Here is a 19,867-nt window from a genome sequence, read left to right as displayed (position 1 = left end):
GAAACATCATGGCGACCACATCGCTTCCCCTCGACGAAAGTGTGATCAAGGCTCTGCAAGGCGTGACCACCGCAACCCTGACCACCGTGCTGCTCAAACATGGCCTGCGCAATGTTTGGCTGCGCGGCACGCAGCCGCTGGCACCCGGTCAGCCGCGCCTGGTGGGCCGCGCTTTCACCCTGCGCTTTGTGCCCGCGCGCGAAGACCTCGCGACGCCGGCCTCCTGGGGCTCGCCGATTTCCACGCGCGCGGCCATCGAGGACATGCCGGCCGGCTGCATTGCGGTGGTGGGCGCGTTGGGTGTGACCGATGCTGGCATCTTCGGCGATATCCTGTGCGCGCGCCTGCGCAAGCGCGGCGTGGCCGGGCTGGTCACCGACGGCGTGGTGCGCGATGTGGCGGGCGTGCTGGGCACGGGACTGCCGGTGTGGTGCCAGGGCACAGCCGCACCGCCGTCGGTCGCCGGCCTGACCTTCGTTGGCTGGCAGCAACCCATCGACTGCGGCGGGGTTGCAGTGTTCCCCAACGATGTCATCGTGGTGGACCAGGACGGCGCGGTGCTGATTCCCGCCGCCATGCTGGAGGAAGTGATTGCCGCCTCGGTCGAACAAGAGCGCCTGGAGGGCTGGATCATGCAGGAAGTGGAGCGCGGCATGCCGTTGCCCGGCTTGTATCCGCCCAACGAGGAGAACAAGGCGCGGTACAAGGCCTGGACGGAAGGCGAAGGCGCGGACCGCTAAATGCTGCGGGCGCCAACGCGCGCCCGCACCGGCATTGCGGCGGCCGCGCGGCTAGCGTGCCCCCGCCCGGCGCGAGGCCAGCCCGAACTCCAGGAATGCCTGCGACAGGGCAGCGTGCGCTCCGTGTGGCGACCACAGGAACCCCACCTTGCGCACCGGCGCCCGCCCGGGCAGCGGGATCCGCGCAACGTTCAGGCCCTCGGGCCACGGCGGCGTCCAGTCCGGCACCAGCGAGACGCCGATGCCCTGGTGGACCATGGTGGCGATGGCATTGAGCGCATCGATCTCCAGTCGCTCCTGCGGCACGATGTTGTGCTCCTGCAAGTAGCGGTCTGCCACCATGCCGCCCCAAACGCCGCGGTCGTAGCGAATGAACGGCTCGCTGGCGAGCAGGTCATGCGCGCTGCGGCCGGCCATGGCCTGCGATGCCAGCACGATGAACGGTTCTTCAACCAGCACTTGCCAGGCGAATGCCTTGGGAATCGTGAATTGCGGTGCCACGATGATGCCGGCGTCCAGTTCACCCGAAACGATGCGGCGGTACAGGTGTGAAGACGCGCCTGGCTCCACGTAAATCTTCAGCTGCGGATGCGCCGCGTAGAGCCCTTCCAGTATCGGCGGCAACAGGCCGGTTAACGAGGAAGTCGACACGCCCAGCCGAAGTTCTCCCACCAGGGTGTCGTCATGCGCCACCGCGCTCAGGTCGCGCACGTCGCGCACCACCGCGCGCGCCTTGGGCAGGATGCGCAGGCCCCCTTGGGTTGGCAGCACCGTGCGGCCCGCGCGCTGAACCAGCGGGGTATCGAGCGCGTCCTCCAGCGCCTGGACCCGCGCTGCAATGGCGGCTGGCGTGAGGCCCAGGCGACGCGCCGCTTCCGCGAACGAACCGTACTCGACCACGGCGACGAAGCTCTGCAGGTAGCGGGTGTCCATAACAAAAAAATTCTATTGATTGAACAAGGCGCTCAATGCTGTTTTTGCATTCTGCCAGTTTCTAGAATCTGTCTCAAATCAGATCAGGATTCCGCAAGAGACAACGCGGCCTGAATCGATAACAGGAGCATCGGCCCATTCCGTGGACAAAGATCTGCGATGGGCGAGTGCTGAAAGCAGGACATAACAACCAGGAGACAGCCTTGCCAACCACGCCCTTCCGCCGCCGGCTCAACGATGAGCGCCGCCGCATTGTGCTTTGCGCAGCGATTGCCGGTATCGTCGCAACACTCTGCGCCTCGCCTTCAGGAGCGGCCGACGCCTATCCGGCCAAGACTATCCGCATCGTGGTGGGCTTCGCCCCCGGTGGCGGCGCCGACATCGTGGCCCGCCAGCTCGGCACCCAGCTCGCCAGGCAAACGGGCCAAACCGTGATCGTCGATAACCGGCCCGGCGCCACCGGCACCATTGCGGCGGCCAACCTGGCCCAGTCGGCCGCCGACGGTTATTCGATCATGCTGGCGTCGCAGTCGACCATGGTTATCGCGCCGAGCATGTATGCAAAGCTGCCCTTCGACCCGCTAAGAGACTTCATGCCGGTGACGCAAGTGGTGTCGATGCCGCTGGTGATGGTGGTGCATCCGTCGGTGCCGGCCAGTACGGCACAGGACGTGATCGCGCTCGCGCGCGCCGGCAAGCTGAGCAGCTATGCCTCGTCGGGCGCTGGCGGCCCGCAGCACATTGCCGGTGCACTGTTCGATTCAATGAGTGGCATCAGCCTGACGCACGTGCCATACAAGGGTGAGTCGGCGGCCCTGACCGACGTGATGGCGGGCACAGTGCCGGTGATGTTTGCCAACGTGCCGGTGGCTGCGCCGTTCATCAAGAGCGGCAAGCTCAAGGCAATCGCGGTGTCCAGTCTCACGCGCGCCCAGGCGCTGCCGCAGGTGCCAACGCTGTCGGAGGCGGGGCTGAACCGCTTCGAGGTGCTGACCTGGTATGGCTTGTTCGTGCCTGCGAAGACGCCCAGGGCCATTGCCAGCAAGATCAGCGACGAAGTCAGCGTAGCCCTGAAGGATCCGGGGCTGCGCGCCAAGTTCGCCGAGCAGGGCCTCACTATCCTCGGCACCAGCCCCGAACAGTTTGGCAAGTTCATGGCCACCGAAGTCCCCAGGTGGGCCAGCGTGGTGAAGAGCGCCGGCATCCAGCCTGAGTGAGCGCCGCCAGGCCTTTATCCGATTCCGCAATCCAGGAAACGTAGTATGGAAACCCAGAAGAAGAGCATCATCGGACCTTGCATCCGCCTGCATCCTGCGGACAACGTGTTGGTAGCCCGTATGAACGTGGCCATCGGCGCGCAAGTGCCGGGGGAAACCTGGGGCGTGCGCAGCCAGGTGCCCGCCGGCCACAAGATCGCTGCCCGCTTTATCAAGGCCGGTGAGCCGATCCTGAAGTACAACGTCTGCATCGGCTTTGCCGCGGTTGACATCCAGCCGGGCAGCTACGTGCATTCGCACAATGTCAGCTTCCAGGAGTACGAGCGGGACTACGCCTTCGGCCGCGATTACCAGCCCGTGGTCCCGGTCGAAGCCGGCCGGCAGGCGAGCTTCGACGGTATCGTGCGCGCCGACGGCCGGGTGGGTACGCGCAACTATCTCGGCATCCTCTCCACGGTGAATTGCTCGGCCACCGTCGTACGCAAGATCGCGGAGTGGTTCACGCCCGAGCGGCTGGCAGACTTCCCCAACGTCGATGGCGTGGTGGCGTTCAGTCACTCGCTGGGCTGCGGCATGGAGATGACCGGCGAGCCGATGGATCTGCTGCGCCGGACCATGGCCGGTTATGCGCGCCACGCCAACCTGGGCGCCGCGCTGATCGTGGGGCTGGGCTGCGAACGAAACCAGCTCAACGGCCTGCTCGACACGCAGTCTCTGCAACCCGGCCTTTTGTTGCGCGCCTTCGTCATGCAGGAAAGCGGCGGTACGCGCAAGACCATTGAGGCCGGCATTGCCGCGGTCACGGAATTGCTGCCGCTGGTCAATCGCGTGGAGCGCCGTCCGGTGCCGGCCAGCCACCTGACCGTGGGCCTGCAGTGCGGCGGCTCGGACGGGTTCTCGTCCATCACCGCCAATCCGGCGCTGGGCGCGGCCGTTGATCTGCTGGTGCGCCACGGCGGCACGGCCATCCTGTCGGAGACGCCGGAAATCTACGGGGTGGAGCACACGCTGACGCGCCGTGCCGTCAGCCGCGCCGTCGGCGATAAGCTGCTGGAACGCGTGCGCTGGTGGAAGGAGGACTATTCCGTCGGACGCGATGTGCAGATCAACGGCGCCGTCAGCCCGGGCAACCAGATGGGCGGCCTGGCCAATATCTTTGAGAAGTCGCTGGGCTCGTCGATGAAGGGCGGCACAGGTCCGCTGATGGAGGTGTACCGTTACGCCGAGCCGGTCACGCAGCACGGGCTGGTATTCATGGACACGCCGGGCTACGACCCGGTCTCGGCCACCGGCCAGATCGCCGGCGGCGCCAACCTGATCGCCTTTACCACCGGACGCGGCTCGATGTTCGGCGCCAAGCCTGTACCCAGCCTCAAGCTGGCCACCAATTCCCCGATGTATCGCCGCCTGGAGGAAGACATGGACCTGAATTGCGGCACGATTCTCGACGGCGAGAAAACCATTGAGCAGGTCGGCGAAGAGATCTTCCAGTTGATGCTGCGTACCGCTTCGGGCAAGGCGTCGAAGAGCGAACTGCTAGGGCTCGGGGACAACGAATTCGTGCCCTGGCATATCGGCATCATGAGCTGATTTGCGGTATGCGCGAACAGCTAGAAGGAAAGTACGTCATGTGGCAACCAAGTGAACGATACCCCGATCCTCGCGTCCAGGTGCTGGATCCGGAGTTCGAGAAATACCGGATCGCCTACGCCGCAGTGGAGCGGATCGCAACTGGATTCCGCTGGGCGGAAGGGCCAGTCTGGTTCGGCGATGGCCGCTTCCTGTTGTGGAGCGACATTCCGAATAACCGGATGATGAAGTGGGAAGAGGAGACTGGCGCGGTCAGCGTGTACCGGCAACCGTCCGGCTACGCCAATGGCAACACGCGCGACCGGCAAGGGCGGTTGATCACGTGCGAGCACGGCGGGCGCCGCGTGGTGCGCACCGAATATGACGGCAGTCTCACGGTGCTGATCGACAGCTTTGAGGGAAAGCGCCTCAATTCGCCCAACGACGTCGTCGTCAAGTCCGACGGCTCCATCTGGTTCACCGATCCGCCCATGGGAATACAGGGCAACTACGAAGGTCGCGCTGCCGCCCAGGAACTGCCTCATTCGGTCTACCGCATCGATGAGTCGGGCTTGCCGACCGTCATGACAACGGAGCTGAAGGGGCCCAACGGTTTGTGCTTCTCTGCCGATGAGCGCATCTTGTACGTGATCGAATCGAGGGGAACGCCAGGGCGCAAGATTTGGGCCTATGACGTCGTCGACGGTGGCACGCGTATCGCCAACGGAAGGATCCTGCTCGATGCTGGCATGGGAACAATCGACGGCATGCGCTGCGATGTTCACGGAAACCTCTGGTGTGGCTGGGGCATGGGCAGCGACGATCTTGATGGCGTCATGTGCGTGTCGCCCGAGGGAAAACTCATCGGGCGCATTGCACTTCCGGAACGCTGTGCCAATCTCTGTTTTGGTGGACTGATGCGCAATCGCCTCTTTATGGCTTCTTGCCAGTCGATCTATGCCTTGTATGTGAACACGCAAGGCGCCGTCGGCGGCTGAATCTCAGTCTTGCCGTACTCACTTTTTCTTCCTCTTCAGCTGCTCGAAGAGCTCAGTCATTTAATTCGCAACTAATGGTTGTAATTGTACTTATAAATAGTATAGGTTTTTGGAGGCAATGATGTCTGGAAAGTATCGATATGTAGTAGCCGGTTTGCTATTTTCGGCCGGTATGATCAACTACATGGATCGCGCAGCGCTGGGTGTCGTTGCCCCGATTATTAGCAAAGAGCTGGACATTTCCCCGTCGGAGCTCGGCATTGTCTTTAGCAGCTTCTTTTTTGGCTATTCCATCTTTGCCTTTGTCGGCGGACATCTTGCCGACCGCTATGGGCCAAAACGCGTCTTTTCCTGGGCGATGGGCGGCTGGTCACTGGTGTGTGGACTCACCGCCAGCGTGACCGGCTTCACGAGCCTGCTTCTGACGCGTGCGTTATTTGGTTTCGGGGAAGGGCCGATGAATTCGACCACCAACCGGACCATTACCAATTGGTTCCCGCGTAGTGAAACCGGCCGGATGATCGGCTTTTCCTTCTCGGGGCAAACGCTCGGCAGTGCCATCGCCGGCCCGATTGTGGGACTGGTGGCAATCGCTTTCGGGTGGCGTATTTCATTTGTCGTGATTGCGCTGATTGGCTTGATCTGGATCGTGTTCTGGCGCTTTTTCGTTACCGATAGCCCGGCACAAAACCGCCGTGTGGGCGCAGAAGAATTGCGTCTGATCGAAGAGAGCCGCACTGCCGCGCACCCAGCCGATGACGGCGACCGCGGAACGACGCTGCGCGAGCATCTGTTCAAGCCCAGCGTACTGGCGCTGGGCACCGGCTTGTTTGCCGTGAACTACACACTGTTCATTTTCGTATCGTGGCTGCCGAGCTATTTCACCAATGCCCTGCACCTCGACCTGAAACAGATGAGCATGCTGAGCACGATTCCCTGGGCGTGCGGCGCAATCGGCTATTTCGGCGGCGGCCTCGTGGGCGATTTCATCTACAAGCGCATGAAGAATCCGCTGAATGCACGCAAGCTCTCTGCGGTCGTGCCGCTTGCCTTGTCGGCAGTCGCCATGCTCGTAGTGAGTTTCGCTACTCAGACAGCGACGGCAGTGGCTCTGGTGGCGGCTGCAGTGCTGTTTCTGACCGCCGCCTCGCAGTCTTGCTGGGCCCTGATGCACGAACTCGTTCCGGGGAAGCATCTGGGCGGCGTCAGTGGCTTTGTGCACCTCATGGGCAATATATCCGGCATCATCGGCCCCACCGTAACCGGCTTCGCGGTTCAGTACTTCGGAGGCTACGGCAGTGCCTTCGCGCTTGGCGCAACGATCGACCTGGTGGGCGTACTGGCCATGGTGTTCGTGATCAATGGCCAGGCCACACAGAGCCAACCGGCGGTGAGCAGGTCCGCTGCATAGCCGGGGTTCACGATGCCTCAGCGAGGATGGCGGCCGTCCATCCTTCCCGTTAGAAGTGCCTGCTTGCGGAAGCAGGCCGACCACACGCCATTAAGGAGATGTACATGAAGCGGGTTTTGATTACCGGTGCTGCCGGTCACATCGGCCGTGCACTGCGCAAAGGGTTGCAAGGGCATTACGAGCTGATACGGCTTGCCGATGTCGCATCCCAGGCGCCTGCAGCTGCCGGCGAGGAAGTCGTGACGGCTGACGTTGCCGACATCGAACAGCTTACGCAAGCGATGCAAGGAATCGATTGTGTCGTTCACCTGGCCGGTATTCCCGATGAGGACACATGGGATCGTATTCGCCGCCTGAACATTGAAGGCTGCTACAACGTGTTCGAGGCGGCCCGCATGGCTGGCGTCAAACGCGTGATTTTTGCCAGCTCGAACCATGCTGTTGGCTTTCATCGCCGTGATCGGATGATCGACGACCAAGTGATGCCGCGACCGGACAGCCGCTATGGCCTGTCCAAAGTATTTGGCGAGGCGCTTGGCCGTCTCTACGCGGACAAATATGGCCTGTCAGTGGCGTGTCTGCGTATCGGGTCATTCCGTCCAGACGACCAACCCACCGTGGAACGCCACCTTTTCTCTTGGATCAGTCATCGAGACATGGTGCAGTTGACGCGCCGGGCGATAGATGCTCCGAAGTACCACTTCCTGATCGCATATGGCGTGTCCGCCAATGCCAGAAATCGTTGGGACAACGCCAACGTACGCTTTCTTGGCTATGTACCCGAGGATGATGCGGAGCGATACGGAGCTAGCGTGCTGGCATCCGGTGTCCGTGAGGATGAGCACGAAGCTCTGTTCCACGGCGGTTTTGGTTGTCTTGTCGAATTTACGGGACGGCTTGAGGATATCGATTGAAGGCGTACTGTTGAGCGAGAATCGCCCCGGCATGGTGTCTTCCTCGAGACGCTCGCTATCTTTGAACGGGAGCTGCGCGCCGCTCCTCCAGGTCATTGCCCCGCATTGACTGACTGACCGCGCATCGCCTCCGCCTCGGCCGCTATTGCGCAGTCCCGCCGCCACCCCGTTGATGGTGAGGCGGGATGACAGCACAACCCGCCAGCTGCCGCAGCGCAATTCGCGCTCGCACACTCTCTCCAACCGTCAATACATCCTTAAACAAAGGTATAGGCTAAATTCGAGATCATTCCAAATGTTGCTACATCCATAAACAGGAACATAATTTAATCAATATTGTAATAAAATATAATAATATTCTTCTATATCAATAGCACGTCGTCACGGATCTGTCATGTCGTCATCTAATACTAATCGCGCGTCACCCAAGATCACATCCCCCAAATTATTCCGACCGCCTTGATCAAAAGGGCCGGTCCACACATCCTGGAGCAGGAATGGCAACGTTCCAATCACCTCGCAGTATTCTTGTTTTAACCGCGGTCGCATCGGCCTGTGTGCTGACGGCATGCGGCGGAGACGGCAGCACCAGCGCTGGCACTAGCGCGGCCCCGGGCGAGGGCACGCAGTCGATTGCCGGCGTCGTCGCGACCAGCGGCTTCATCCCCGGCAGCGCGACCGAGCCCACGCTGAAGCCCGGGTACTATCAGGGCGCTCTGGTCTGCGCTGACGCCAATGAAAACGGCAAGTGTGAGAGCGCGGAGAATCCGGCTACCACCGACGCGCATGGCGCCTTCAAGCTGAACGTCAGCGGCCCCGCTTCGTTGATCGCCGATATCGGTACCTCGGCCGTGAACACGGGGACGGGCGCGGCCGTCACGAGCCGGATGGTGCTGCGCGCCTCGCTGGATCAGGTGAATGAGCAGATCGGCGGGGGTGTCGTGATCAGCCCGTTGTCGAGCGAGGTGGAGCGCCTCGTTGAAGCGAACGGCACAAGCTATGCGGTTGAGAAGGCCAACCTGGCCCAGCGCCTCGGCGTCAGCATCGATGCGGTGCTGGCGGACATCGGTTCGACGTCGGGGACGGCGCAGTCGGCGCTGCTGACTGAAGCCAACCAGCTCGCCAACCGATTTACGTACGCGACGAAGAAGTTCGATCGGGGTGATCTTTATCCGGATGCGCTGGCCGTTGCGGGCGGGGACCCCGAACTGACGGGAATTGGCAATGTGACGGCAGCCACGGCAACAACCGCGGACACCCGCAAGCCGATCACGTTCCTGCAGGCGCAACAGGCCGCCTTCAACCTCGAGGGCATCCCGCGTTACGACAGCATCTTCATCGTGATGCTGGAAAACAAAGGCACGAAGACGATCCTGAATTCGCCAAACGCGCCCCACATCAATGCATTCCTGACGTCCGGCAACCGGTTCACCAGCTACTTCGCGACCGGCAACCCGAGCGAGCCGAACTACACGGCGCTCGGCGGCGCTGATGACTGGGGCATCACGGACGACAACCAGTGGAACTGCAACGCGACCGGCGCGAACGCACCGCAGGACACGCCAATGCCGGACAACACGCAGCCAGGCCTCGCCAAGTCGCCGTTCACTGCCACCTGCACCTCGACGCCGAACGTGAACCACAACATCGTCGGCCACCCGAACCTGTTCAACGCGATCGCGGCCGCCGGCATGACGTGGCGTACCTATAGCGAATCGATGAACCCGGGGCAGGACTTCCGCACCGACAGCGTCACAGATGCCGCGGTCACCGCGCCCGACAATGTCTATCCCCCCGGCACGCTCAACGGCAACACCGCGCAGATCGGCAGTTCGACGGCTGTGCTGCCGATGCCGGCGGGCCTGTACAAGACCAAGCACCATCCGGGCATGGCGTACCAGAACGTGCGCAGCGCACCGGAGTGGAAGTACAGCAACCGCACGCTCGGCGGTGGGCAGTGGGACGCTGCGCTGAAGAACAGCACCGACTACACGATCCCGAGCAACTATGTGATCGACCAGCTCGGTGCAGACTTGCAAAGCGGCAACGTCGGCAACCTGAACTTCGTGATACCAGACCAGTGCGATGACATGCACGGCATCACGGTGAAGACAGCAGACGGCACAGTCACGGCGAGCGACTGCAGCGGCAGCGCGATCATCACCCGTGGCGACAACTACGTGCAGAAGCTCGTGACCAGGATCCAGGCGTCGCCACTTTGGGCAAACCGCCAGAAGAAGGTCGCCATCGTGCTGATGTTCGACGAAGGCACGGCAACCTCCGGTTTCAATTCATGCTGTGGCTGGAATCCTTCAAACGGGACGCTGGCCAAGCCGTTGACGCAGAATGCGGACGGCACGTTTTCGGCCGATTCGTCGATTTCCAACTACACGCTTGGCAATCGCGGCCATGGCGAGTCGGTCTATGCCGTGTTGACCAACCAGCCCGACGCGCCCAAGGGCATTGCCGACAGCGACGCCTACAGTCACTTTTCCTTCGTGCGCACGCTGCAGGACATGTTCCAGATCGCCGATCCGCAGGTCGATGGCTCGTACATGAACCGCTCGAAGTACACCGAGAAGTTCATTGCGCAGAACATCCTGAACTTGCCGGAGTACGCGGGTAGCGCCGATACGCATTTCGACTCTGTCCGTCCGATGAACCATGCGTACGCGATCCCGGCGACCTATACCGCCAAGCAGTCTTCCGACGTGACCACGACTGCGCAAGTAGGCCCGGACAGCAATCAGACCAACATCTGGGCGATCAAGTAAGGCGCAGCGCCCCCGCGGATGCGGCACGGCGACAGTCACTGCCCTGCCACAGGATCGGCCCGTGGGGAAACGGCGGCGGCAGGCAGAGCCAGCCGTCGCCGTTGTTCGTGTTCCAGCACTCCACCTTGACTTTCGCGGCACACCTGGAAAACGCGGGTGCCGATGGTCTTCGCAAGAGGAAATCACCATGCGCAAGCTCTTGGCTGTTGCCATGTGCATGCTTTCGCTGACACTGGGCGCCTGCGGTGGCGACGATGCGGGCAGCGCATCAGCCGCTAGCAACGACCCGTCGACCGTCTCTGGCAGTTCCGGCAGCAGCAGCCTGGACTCGCCGGCACTCAGCCTTGCAGCCCAGCTTGGCAAACAGCTTTTTTTCGACCGTACATTGTCGGGTTCCGGCAAGATGTCGTGCGCGACGTGTCACGACCCGAACTACGCATACGGCCCGCCTAACAGTCTCGCCGTCCAGCTCGGCGGACCCGGCCTGACGTCGCCCGGTGTGCGCGCGGCGCCATCGTTGCGTTACAAGGACAACACACCACCGTACTCCGATCTGCTCGACAATCCAGATGGCATCAGCGTGCCCGGGCCGGGTGGCGGCTTGACATGGGATGGCCGTGCGGCCACGCTTTCCGACCAGGCAAAGCTACCTCTGCTCGATCCCGTCGAGATGGACAATGCTTCTCCCGCCGACGTGGTCACGAAGGTGAAGGCGGCCTCGTACGCGCCGCTCTATCTGCAGGCGTACGGCGACAATGGCTTCAGCGACACGAACACCGCGTTCAGCAACATCGTCGCTGCGCTGCAGGCGTATCAGTTGGAGGACCCCAGTTTCCACCCATACAGCAGCAAGTTCGACTTGTGGGCAGGCAACAAGACCGGTGGGCAACTGACGGCTGCCGAGCTGCGTGGCCTTGCCGTGTTCACCGACGCGAACCGGGGCAACTGCGCCTCGTGCCACTACCAGGGTGCGGGTTTCAACGGCAGCAGTGCGCTGTTCACCGATTTCTCGTATGAGGCGATCGGCGTGCCGCGCAACCTGGAGATTCCGGCGAACGCCTCTGCGACCTATTTCGACATGGGTGTCTGCGGTCCGCTCCGGACCGACCACTTGCCTGCCTCACCCGGCGCGCCCAATGCGTTCTGCGGTATGTTCAAGGCGCCGACAGTGCGTAATTCGGCGACACGCCAGGCGTTCTTCCACAACGGTGTGATCCATTCGCTGACGCAGCTGGTACGCTTCTATAACACGCGGGACACCAATCCGGAGCTCTGGTATCCGACCCTCGGCGGTACCCCGAAAGCCATGCCAGATGCCAGCTTCCCGACCTATGGGCTGATCACGACCCAGTACGTCGGCGGCACCGTGCAGAAATTCAACGACCTGCCAGCAGCCTACGCCGGCAACATCGACCCGCAGATGCCGCTCGACGGGCGCGCCCCCGGTTCGCCGACGCCAATGTCCGAACAGGACGTCCAGGACCTCGTGTGCTTTCTCGGCACGCTGACCGACGGGTACAAGCCGCCGGCCAACCCACCGGCCAGTGGCGCCTGTGTCAATTGACGCAATCCTCGCCACCTCGCGGCAACGCACAGGCCCGCACTCCGGGCGGGGCGGCGTGGTGCCGCTCCTGCAACCCGATCAACTGAATGGACCCTCTTCATGATGTACTGCTTGACCAGAAAACAGAACATGGCGCGCGCGCTGTGCATGCTGGGCTTTGCCGCGGCACTGGCCGGATGCAACAAGGCGAAGCCGGCTGAGCATGCGGCAAAGGCCGATCATGCAACCTTTACCGCTGCACTGAACAGCTATCTCTCGCACAAGGGCAACCTGTGCCTGGCGAAGTACGACTGGCCGGTAAGCGTCGAGTACAAGGATGGCCCGATCACCGAGCGCGACGCGGTACAAATGCCAGTGCTCGAAAAGCTCGGCGTGGTCACCGCGAAGGACGTGATGGTCGAGGTCAAGAACGGGGACGGCACCGAGAAGAAGAAAGTGCGGCAGTACGCCCTCTCTTCGGAGGGCTCGAAATTCTATCTGCGCCAGCCGGTCCAGGTCTCTACCCCCGACGGTGGGAAGGTCACGCATCCCGGCGACTTATGCGTGGCGAAGCTGACGCTCGACAAGGTGATCGGCTGGGAGCCGCCGCAAACGTTCGATGGTAAGACCCAGACGGCGGTGATGTTCACCTACAAGCTCGATGCCGCGCCGTGGATGCGAACGCCGGAAGCATTGCGCGCATTCCCGATGGCCGCGCGCGTGATTGAAGGGGCCGGGACGATGCAGTTGCGCGAAGGCTTCCACCTGACGACGGATGGCTGGGTCCCGAACGACGATCTCAGCTGAGCGGAGCCTGCCCGCCATGTCAGAGACCACGCTCGCGATCATCAACTTCCCTCCCGCGCTGCGCGACTGGATCACGCAGGGGCTGCAGCACGGCGGCGCGCCCGACAAAATGGTGCAGGCCTTGGCCTCGCAGGGCTACGATCGGCTGGTCGCGCGCGAGCTGGTGGCTGCCTTCGCGCGCGCGTACCGCGAGGGCGCACCCTTGCCGCGGGACAGCATTACGGTGTCCCGCGTCAAGCCGGCGGCTCCCGGCGTGCGCCTGGCGCGACTGGGACGAGGCACGGTGCTCGGCGCCGCCGATCGCGACGTGCGCGTGCTGTCGCGCATGGACAAGCCGGCGGTCGCAGTGCTCGAAGGCGTGCTGAGCCATGACGAATGCGACGCGCTGGTCGCGATGGCGCAGCCGCGCCTGGCCCCCTCGACTACCGTCGATCCGTCGACAGGTTTTACCGTGGTTAGCGACGAGCGCACCAGCCACGGCATGTTCTTCCGGCTGCAGGAAAACGCGCTGGTGGCGCGCATCGACCAGCGCATCTCCGCGCTGATGCGGCTGCCGGTGGAGAACGGCGAAGGCTTGCAGGTGCTGCGCTATGGCGTGGGCGCGCAAAGCACGCCGCACTACGATTTCCTGATGCCGACCAACGCGGCCAACCAGGCTTCGCTGGCGCGCAGCGGGCAACGGGTCAGCACGCTGGTCGTGTATCTCAACGATGTCGACGCCGGCGGCGAGACCACGTTTCCCGAGATCGGCTTCGCGGTTTCGCCGCGCAAGGGCAATGCGGTGTATTTTGAGTACTGCGATGCGGCCGGCCAACTCGACGGCAGGACACTGCATGCGGGGGCGCCAGTGCAGGCGGGCGAGAAATGGGTCGTCACTAAATGGATGCGGCAGCGGCGCTTCGTGCCCGCCGGCGGAAAGGATAGCGTCTCTTAGTGGCCGAGATAGAGCGCACTTGCAGGATGGCGATCAACAAGTTCAGCGCGAGCATGATCGGGAACAACGGCAGCAGTGCCTTGGCCGCCTTGTCCGCTTCTTTGATGGCGCCTGCTGCTCGTGCAGGCACAGGCCGAGGCCCGGCGCTGTCCGGCCCGTTTTCAACGTCTTCGGGATGCCCGCAAATCGGTGGTATGCTTTCGCGCACGCCACGCGTCTCGCTCCGCGCCCGCCAAAGCGATGCCCATTTCGATATCAGTCCGATGCGCCGCTCGACGCCCCCGCCAGGCCCTTCTTCAGCTACCCAAGCAGACTCCGGCTGTCCAGGCTCTCCGCCAGAGGCACAGGAGCGCCAGGGCGGCGCGGCAATAGCCGGCGAATCGTCCCGTTCGCAACGTGCTTACTTCAGCCTGCGGGACGACATCTTTGCCTTCCGGCTGTTGCCTGGCGACCGCTTTTCCGAGAATGATGTCGCGGAGCGGTTTGGCATTTCCCGCACGCCGGTACGCGAGGCGCTGCTGCGCCTGCAGTCCGAAGGACTGGTGCGCGGGCACTTCCGCAACGGCTGGGAGGTGGTGCCGATCGACCTGGCACGCTTCGAGGCACTTTATGACCTGCGCACGTTGCTGGAAACCCACGCTGCCATGCGCCTGTGCCAGCAGCCGGTCTCGCCGCGCGTGGATCGCGCGTGCCTGGAGGTGCTGGCAGCCACGTGGCAAGTCCCGCCTGCCGAACGCCTGACTGACGGCAACCAGGTTGCCGACCTGGACGAGGCGTTCCACCAGGCCATTGTCTGTGCCGCGGGCAACCCGGAGGCAGCCGCGGTGCATCAACAGGTCACGGACCGCATCAGGATCATCCGGCGGCTCGATTTCGCCTACGGCGAGCGCATCGCCCTCACGTATGAGGAGCACGCCAATATCCTCACGGCGCTGCTGGCCTGCGATGGCGCGCGGGCGGTCGAGTTGTTGACCGGCCATATCGAAGAAGGGCGCGTCGAGGTCAGCCGCCTGACCACCGAACGGCTGGAACAAGCCCGCACCAACCTCGAGCGCCCGTTCTCCACCGGCGCACCGCCGCGTCGCAGGCGCTTCGGGTAAGCACTGATATGGTGCCGTCGGCGCCATAATCTTCCCCGCTTCCGTTTCCTTCCCCAGTTGGGGAATTCCCCGCTATCGCCGGCAATGCCTTGACCGGCGCGGCATTGCCTGCCGCCACCGGTGGCAAGGCATGGCGTGGCACAGGCCTTGCGTTGTGTTTCGTGAATTTTATGTATACATAATTTTCGGAGCACATCATGACGTTTCATCGGAACCCGATTCGCGGCAGCCGCGGCATGGCGGTGGCGCCGCACGCGCTGGCTTCGCAGAGTGCGCTGGCGATCCTGCGCGAAGGCGGAAACGCCGTCGAAGCGATGATCGCGGCGGCGGCCACGATCGCGGTTGCGTACCCGCATATGAACAGCATCGGCGGCGACAGCTTCTGGCTGATCGCGCGGCCGAATGAGGCGCCCCGCGGCCTCGAAGCGTGCGGCGCGGCGGCAGAGGCCGCCAGCATCGAGCGCTACCGTGAAGCGGGTTTCGCAACGATCCCGTTCCGCGGCGGGATGGCGGCCAACACGGTGGCCGGGACGGTGGCCGGCTGGCATGCCGCGCGCACCTGGTCGCGCGAGACGCTGGGCGGGCGCATGCCGCTGTCACGGCTGCTTGCCGACGCCATCGGCTATGCCCGCCACGGCGTTCCGGTCACGCATAGCCAGGCGGCCTGCGTTGCAGCGAGGGCCCATGAGCTCTCTGGAATAACCGGGTTTGCCGAAACCTTCCTGGCAGGCGGCGCGCCGCCGCTTGCCGGTGCACGCTTTTGCCAGCCACGCCTGGCTGCCACGCTGGAGCAACTGGTGGAAGCGGGGCTCGACGATTTCTACCGGGGCGACCTGGCCCGCAGCATTGCGCAGGACCTGGCCGCCGTCGGCAGTCCGCTAAGCCTGCAGGACCTCGCGGAACACCGCGCCGTATGGAAGACACCGCTGGTACTGGCGCACTCGCGCGGCCGCGTCTACAACATGCCGCCGCCCACCCAGGGGTTGGTGTCGCTGCAGATCCTGGGCCAGCTAGACCGCCTGCTCGATCTGCTGCCAGCCCGCGCCATGGCATCGACCGGCGCGCCCTACGTCCATGCCTGCGTCGAGGCAACCAAACAGGCCTTTCTGGCCCGCGACCGCCATATCACCGATCCCGCGTACATGGACGTGGATCCACGGGACCTGCTTGCGCCAGCCTGGCTCGATGCTGCTGCCGCGCGTATCCGGCCCGACCGGGCGCTGCCGTGGGGAGAGGGCATGGGGCCAGCGGATACGGTCTGGATGGGCGTGGTCGATGCCGAGGGCGTCGCGGTCAGCTTTATCCAGAGCATCTATCACGAGTTCGGCAGCGGCGTCGTGCTGCCTGCCTCTGGCATCAACTGGCAGAACCGCGGCTGCAGCTTCTCGCTGGACCCTGCCGCGCGCAACCCGCTGATGCCGGGGCGCAAACCGTTCCACACGCTGAACCCGGCCCTGGCGCGCCTGGCCGACGGCCGTACGCTGGTCTACGGAAACATGGGCGGCGATGGTCAGCCGCAATCGCAGAGCGCGGTGTTCTCGCGCATCGTGCATTTCGGCATGAACCCCCAGGCCGCGATCGACGCACCCCGCTGGCTGCTGGGCCGCACCTGGGGCCAGACCACCGACACTCTCAAGCTCGAGGCGCGCTTTCCGCAGCCAACCTGCGACGCCCTGCGCGCACTCGGCCACGACATCGAGATCTTGCAGCCGTATGACGAAACCATGGGCCATGCCGGCGCCATCGTGCTGCACCCCAACGGGCTCTACGAAGGTGGGGCCGATCCCCGCGGCGACGGCGCCGTGGCCAGCTGGTAATCCGGCGTATGCCGCTTGCGCAATGTGTTTGCGCGCCAACGGCCGGTCTTGTACGCAGTTCCGTTATCCGATCCCCCGAAGCTGGTTTGAAGGAGTAGTCAGATGAATACCGTTGCAGAGAACGCATCAGTGAGTGGTGCCGCGGCCTTGCCGGCGGCGCACGTGCGCTGGATACAGCTGGCGCTTGGCATGCTGTGCATGATGGCAATTTCCAGTCCGCAGTATGTCTGGACGCTGTTCACTAAGCCGCTGGCCGCAAAGCTTGGGGTTCCCCTGTCGGAGCTGCAGGTCACGTTCTCGCTGCTGATCGTGCTGCAGACGTTCTTTTCGCCGTTCCAGGGGGCGCTGATTGAGCGTTCCGGGCCGCGCCGGCTGATTGCGCTTGGCACGGTGCTGTCGGGACTGAGCTGGGTGCTTGCGGCGCAGGTGCACAGTGTGGGTCTGCTGTACCTGAGCTATGGCGTCGTGGGCGGGCTGGGCACGGGCATTGTCTACGTCGGGGTCGTCGGGCAGATGGTGCGCTGGTTCCCGGACCGGCGCGGGCTTGCCGTGGGCATGGTCGCAGCGGGATACGGCATGGGTGCCATCGCCACGACCTTCCCGATCGCCTCGGCACTGGCCCAGAGGGGACTGGAGGCCACGTTGTGGCAGTTCGGCCTGCTCTTTGCCGTGATCGGCTTCATCGCCTCGCAGGGTCTTCGTTCGCCGCAGGGCGTGGTGCTGCCCGAACATACTGCGAGGCGCACCGGTGCAAAGGCCGCCGCTGACGTCCCAACCCGCGAGATGCTGCGCACGCCGCTGTTCTGGCTGCTCTTTGCCATGATGACAATGGTGTCCACCTCAGGGTTGATGGTGACATCGCAGATGGCGACTTTCGCGAAGGACTTCGGCGTTGCCGGCGTGACAGTGCTCGGCATGGCCGCGCTGCCGCTGGCGCTGACGCTCGACCGCTTCACCAATGGACTGACGCGCCCGCTGTTTGGCTGGGTATCCGACCGCTGGGGCCGCGAGAACACCATGTGCTTCGCTTTCGCGCTGGAAGGCGTGGCGATGGGACTGTGGCTGCTGACGCGCGAGAATGCCGTGCTGTTCGTGCTGCTGTCCGGCGTGGTGTTCCTGGGTTGGGGTGAAATATTCTCGCTCTTTCCCTCCACGCTGACCGATACCTTTGGCACGCGCTACGCCACCACCAATTACGGCTGGCTCTATATCTCACAGGGCATCGGGTCGATCCTGGGCGGGCCGCTCGCTGCGCTGATGCACGAAAAGCTCGGTAGCTGGATGCCCGTGTTTGGTGTTGCCATCACCCTGGACATTGCGACTGCATTGCTCGCGATCGTTGTTCTCAAGCCGGCACGGCGACGTTATCTCGGATAACAAATGGCTGGCGACCCTGATATCTCTTTCATAACGATCAAAAGTCTTCACCATGCCAGCCTCGATTGGCGGGCTGTATTCTTCAGAACCATCTGACCTTATCTATGCGCTTAAAAAGATATTCTCTCGGGATCCGATTCGCGGCAAATGCGATCGCGTTGCTTTCCGGAATCCTGCCATTCACGGCATATTCTGCCGAAAAATCTTTCAATATTATGGAGTCCTCCGTCGCTGACATTCATCAAGCGATGAAGAACGGAAGTTTGAGCTGCCATGGGCTGGTCAAGCAATATCTGGACAGGATTCAGGCATATGACAAGCAAGGTCCTGCATTGAATGCCATGCTATACATAAATCCCGATGCGCTTGCCCAGGCAGATGAAATGGATCGCGCATTCCGTCGCAGCGGAAAATTGAAATCGCTGCAGTGCATTCCAACGGTGCTGAAGGACAATTACAACACTGCCGACATGCCGACCACCGCAGGCTCGGCTTCGCTGGCGGGTTCGCGCCCCACCGAAGACGCATTCGTGGTGGGCCGCCTGAAGAGAAGTGGTGCCGTGATTCTCGGCAAGACCAATCTTCAGGAATTTGCGCTGGGCGGGGTGACGGTCAGTTCGCTGGGCGGACAGACGAAGAATCCCTACGACCTCAAATTAACACCGGGCGGATCGAGCGGCGGCACCGGAGCGGCGCTGGCTGCCAATTTCGCCACCATTGGCACCGGCTCGGATACGGCAAATTCTCTGCGTTCCCCGGCATCCAACAATAGCCTCGTGTCTATCCGGCCTACGCTTGGACTGGTCAGCCGCTCGGGAATTGTGCCGGTTTCCTTCACGCAGGACGAGGCCGGCCCGATCACCCGTTCGGTGGCTGATGCCGCCCGCATGCTGGACGTCATGGCGGGGTACGATCAAACCGATCCGGTGACCGCAATGAGCTGGGGCCATATCCCCGGGACCTATACGGCATACCTGGATAAAGACGGGCTGAAAGGCGTACGGATCGGTGTGATGCAATCCCTGTTCGGGACTGGGACGGATCATGAGGAAGTCAATCGCGTCATGGCGCATGCGATTGACGTTCTGAAGAAGAAAGGAGCGGTCATCGTACCGGTCTCGACTCCCGAGCTGGATACCGACAAGCTGAACGGTCAGCTTGATGTTCAGAAATACGAATACAAGAGCGTCATGAACCAGTACCTGAGGGATGCCGGAAGCAATGCTCCCGCACATTCACTGGACGACATCGTCGCCAGTGGGAAAACGCATCCGAGCCTGAGTAAATTCCTGCAATCCGCCAAAGGCATCGAGAATGGCCTGAATGAGCCTGATTACAAGGACCGGCTGGTAAAGATCGACGCGCTCAAGATCCGGGTTGCCAACCTGATGGCGGAGAACCATCTCGATGCCATGATCTATCCGCATCAGAAGCGCTTGCCCGTGCCGATCGGAGAGTATGACCAAAGAGAACGCAACGGCATTCTGGCTTCGTTGACCGGATTCCCGGCCGTTGTGGTTCCTGCCGGATTCTCTTCTCCCACCGAGGAGGCCCCGCGCGGCGTGCCTGTCGGCCTGGAGTTTCTCGGTCGCCCGTGGAGCGAACCTCAACTCATCCGATATGCCTATGGTTTCGAGCAGGCGGCCCTCGCGCGCAAGATGCCTGCTTCCACCCCGGGTCTGGCGCGCAACGACTGAGAACCCATTCTCAAAGCGTGACAGTGGCGTCTTCAA

Annotated in this window: 15 protein-coding genes; 14 read left to right on the top strand and 1 reads right to left on the bottom strand. The window is 62.9% G+C overall.

The window, feature by feature from the left end:
• Window positions 1–8: 8 nt before the first annotated feature.
• Complete coding sequence (locus RM96_RS26325; protein WP_039014667.1) at window positions 9–740, top strand: ribonuclease activity regulator RraA; 732 nt, start codon at window positions 9–11, stop codon at window positions 738–740.
• A 51-nt stretch (window positions 741–791) separates the two neighbouring features.
• Here RM96_RS26325 and RM96_RS26320 read toward each other — a convergent pair whose 3' ends face one another.
• Entirely contained in the window at window positions 792–1,673 is an 882-nt protein-coding gene (locus tag RM96_RS26320; RefSeq protein ID WP_039014666.1) for a LysR family transcriptional regulator, read from the bottom strand.
• A 203-nt stretch (window positions 1,674–1,876) separates the two neighbouring features.
• Here RM96_RS26320 and RM96_RS26315 point away from each other — a divergent pair, with 203 nt between their 5' ends.
• The 13 genes from RM96_RS26315 (at window position 1,877) to RM96_RS26255 (ending at window position 19,831) form a co-directional block, all read left to right on the top strand.
• Window positions 1,877–2,890, top strand: coding sequence for a Bug family tripartite tricarboxylate transporter substrate binding protein (locus tag RM96_RS26315; RefSeq protein ID WP_039014665.1), 1,014 nt, complete (start codon window positions 1,877–1,879; stop codon window positions 2,888–2,890).
• 45 nt (window positions 2,891–2,935) lie between these two features.
• Window positions 2,936–4,480: a UxaA family hydrolase gene (locus tag RM96_RS26310; RefSeq protein ID WP_039014664.1), complete on the top strand. Its 1,545-nt coding sequence runs from the start codon at window positions 2,936–2,938 to the stop codon at window positions 4,478–4,480.
• Window positions 4,481–4,518: 38 nt separating this feature from the next.
• The gene (locus RM96_RS26305; protein WP_082016714.1) at window positions 4,519–5,457 is read left to right on the top strand and encodes an SMP-30/gluconolactonase/LRE family protein; all 939 of its coding nucleotides are present in this window, start codon (window positions 4,519–4,521) and stop codon (window positions 5,455–5,457) included.
• 118 nt (window positions 5,458–5,575) lie between these two features.
• Window positions 5,576–6,868, top strand: coding sequence for an MFS transporter (locus tag RM96_RS26300; protein WP_039014662.1), 1,293 nt, complete (start codon window positions 5,576–5,578; stop codon window positions 6,866–6,868).
• Between the two features lie 104 nt (window positions 6,869–6,972).
• Window positions 6,973–7,782, top strand: a complete 810-nt coding sequence (locus tag RM96_RS26295; protein WP_039014661.1) for an NAD-dependent epimerase/dehydratase family protein — start codon at window positions 6,973–6,975, stop codon at window positions 7,780–7,782.
• A 497-nt stretch (window positions 7,783–8,279) separates the two neighbouring features.
• On the top strand, window positions 8,280–10,556 hold the full coding sequence (locus RM96_RS26290; protein WP_039014660.1) for an alkaline phosphatase family protein: 2,277 nt from the start codon (window positions 8,280–8,282) through the stop codon (window positions 10,554–10,556).
• A gap of 187 nt (window positions 10,557–10,743) precedes the next feature.
• Window positions 10,744–12,120, top strand: a complete 1,377-nt coding sequence (locus tag RM96_RS26285) for a cytochrome-c peroxidase (RefSeq protein ID WP_039014659.1) — start codon at window positions 10,744–10,746, stop codon at window positions 12,118–12,120.
• A 102-nt stretch (window positions 12,121–12,222) separates the two neighbouring features.
• Entirely contained in the window at window positions 12,223–12,906 is a 684-nt protein-coding gene (locus RM96_RS26280; protein WP_443112275.1) for a hypothetical protein, read from the top strand.
• A 16-nt stretch (window positions 12,907–12,922) separates the two neighbouring features.
• Window positions 12,923–13,840 (top strand): 2OG-Fe(II) oxygenase, encoded by a 918-nt coding sequence (locus RM96_RS26275; RefSeq protein WP_039014657.1) that lies wholly within the window; start codon window positions 12,923–12,925, stop codon window positions 13,838–13,840.
• A 194-nt stretch (window positions 13,841–14,034) separates the two neighbouring features.
• Window positions 14,035–14,940 carry a GntR family transcriptional regulator gene (locus tag RM96_RS26270; RefSeq protein WP_338011433.1) on the top strand — a complete coding sequence of 302 codons (906 nt, stop codon included), beginning with the start codon at window positions 14,035–14,037 and terminating at the stop codon, window positions 14,938–14,940.
• 236 nt (window positions 14,941–15,176) lie between these two features.
• The gene (locus RM96_RS26265; RefSeq protein ID WP_039014701.1) at window positions 15,177–16,757 is read left to right on the top strand and encodes a gamma-glutamyltransferase family protein; all 1,581 of its coding nucleotides are present in this window, start codon (window positions 15,177–15,179) and stop codon (window positions 16,755–16,757) included.
• A gap of 102 nt (window positions 16,758–16,859) precedes the next feature.
• The gene (oxlT, locus tag RM96_RS26260) at window positions 16,860–18,134 is read left to right on the top strand and encodes an oxalate/formate MFS antiporter (protein ID WP_039014656.1); all 1,275 of its coding nucleotides are present in this window, start codon (window positions 16,860–16,862) and stop codon (window positions 18,132–18,134) included.
• A gap of 158 nt (window positions 18,135–18,292) precedes the next feature.
• The gene (locus RM96_RS26255) at window positions 18,293–19,831 is read left to right on the top strand and encodes an amidase family protein (protein WP_238587414.1); all 1,539 of its coding nucleotides are present in this window, start codon (window positions 18,293–18,295) and stop codon (window positions 19,829–19,831) included.
• The last annotated feature ends 36 nt before the right edge of the window (window positions 19,832–19,867 follow it).

Origin of the sequence: Cupriavidus sp. IDO, assembly GCF_000812465.1 — a bacterium.
Classification (GTDB): domain Bacteria; phylum Pseudomonadota; class Gammaproteobacteria; order Burkholderiales; family Burkholderiaceae; genus Cupriavidus.
This window is presented reverse-complemented; position numbering and strand designations above follow the sequence as displayed.

Coding starts and splice junctions, on each gene's coding strand:
- RM96_RS26325 (WP_039014667.1), top strand. CDS start 9: ATGGCGACCACATCGCTTCCCCTCGACGAAAGTGTGATCAAGGCTCTG.
- RM96_RS26320 (WP_039014666.1), bottom strand. CDS start 1,673: ATGGACACCCGCTACCTGCAGAGCTTCGTCGCCGTGGTCGAGTACGGT.
- RM96_RS26310 (WP_039014664.1), top strand. CDS start 2,936: ATGGAAACCCAGAAGAAGAGCATCATCGGACCTTGCATCCGCCTGCAT.
- RM96_RS26305 (WP_082016714.1), top strand. CDS start 4,519: ATGTGGCAACCAAGTGAACGATACCCCGATCCTCGCGTCCAGGTGCTG.
- RM96_RS26300 (WP_039014662.1), top strand. CDS start 5,576: ATGATGTCTGGAAAGTATCGATATGTAGTAGCCGGTTTGCTATTTTCG.
- RM96_RS26295 (WP_039014661.1), top strand. CDS start 6,973: ATGAAGCGGGTTTTGATTACCGGTGCTGCCGGTCACATCGGCCGTGCA.
- RM96_RS26290 (WP_039014660.1), top strand. CDS start 8,280: ATGGCAACGTTCCAATCACCTCGCAGTATTCTTGTTTTAACCGCGGTC.
- RM96_RS26285 (WP_039014659.1), top strand. CDS start 10,744: ATGCGCAAGCTCTTGGCTGTTGCCATGTGCATGCTTTCGCTGACACTG.
- RM96_RS26280 (WP_443112275.1), top strand. CDS start 12,223: ATGTACTGCTTGACCAGAAAACAGAACATGGCGCGCGCGCTGTGCATG.
- RM96_RS26275 (WP_039014657.1), top strand. CDS start 12,923: ATGTCAGAGACCACGCTCGCGATCATCAACTTCCCTCCCGCGCTGCGC.
- RM96_RS26270 (WP_338011433.1), top strand. CDS start 14,035: ATGCTTTCGCGCACGCCACGCGTCTCGCTCCGCGCCCGCCAAAGCGAT.
- RM96_RS26265 (WP_039014701.1), top strand. CDS start 15,177: ATGGCGGTGGCGCCGCACGCGCTGGCTTCGCAGAGTGCGCTGGCGATC.
- oxlT (WP_039014656.1), top strand. CDS start 16,860: ATGAATACCGTTGCAGAGAACGCATCAGTGAGTGGTGCCGCGGCCTTG.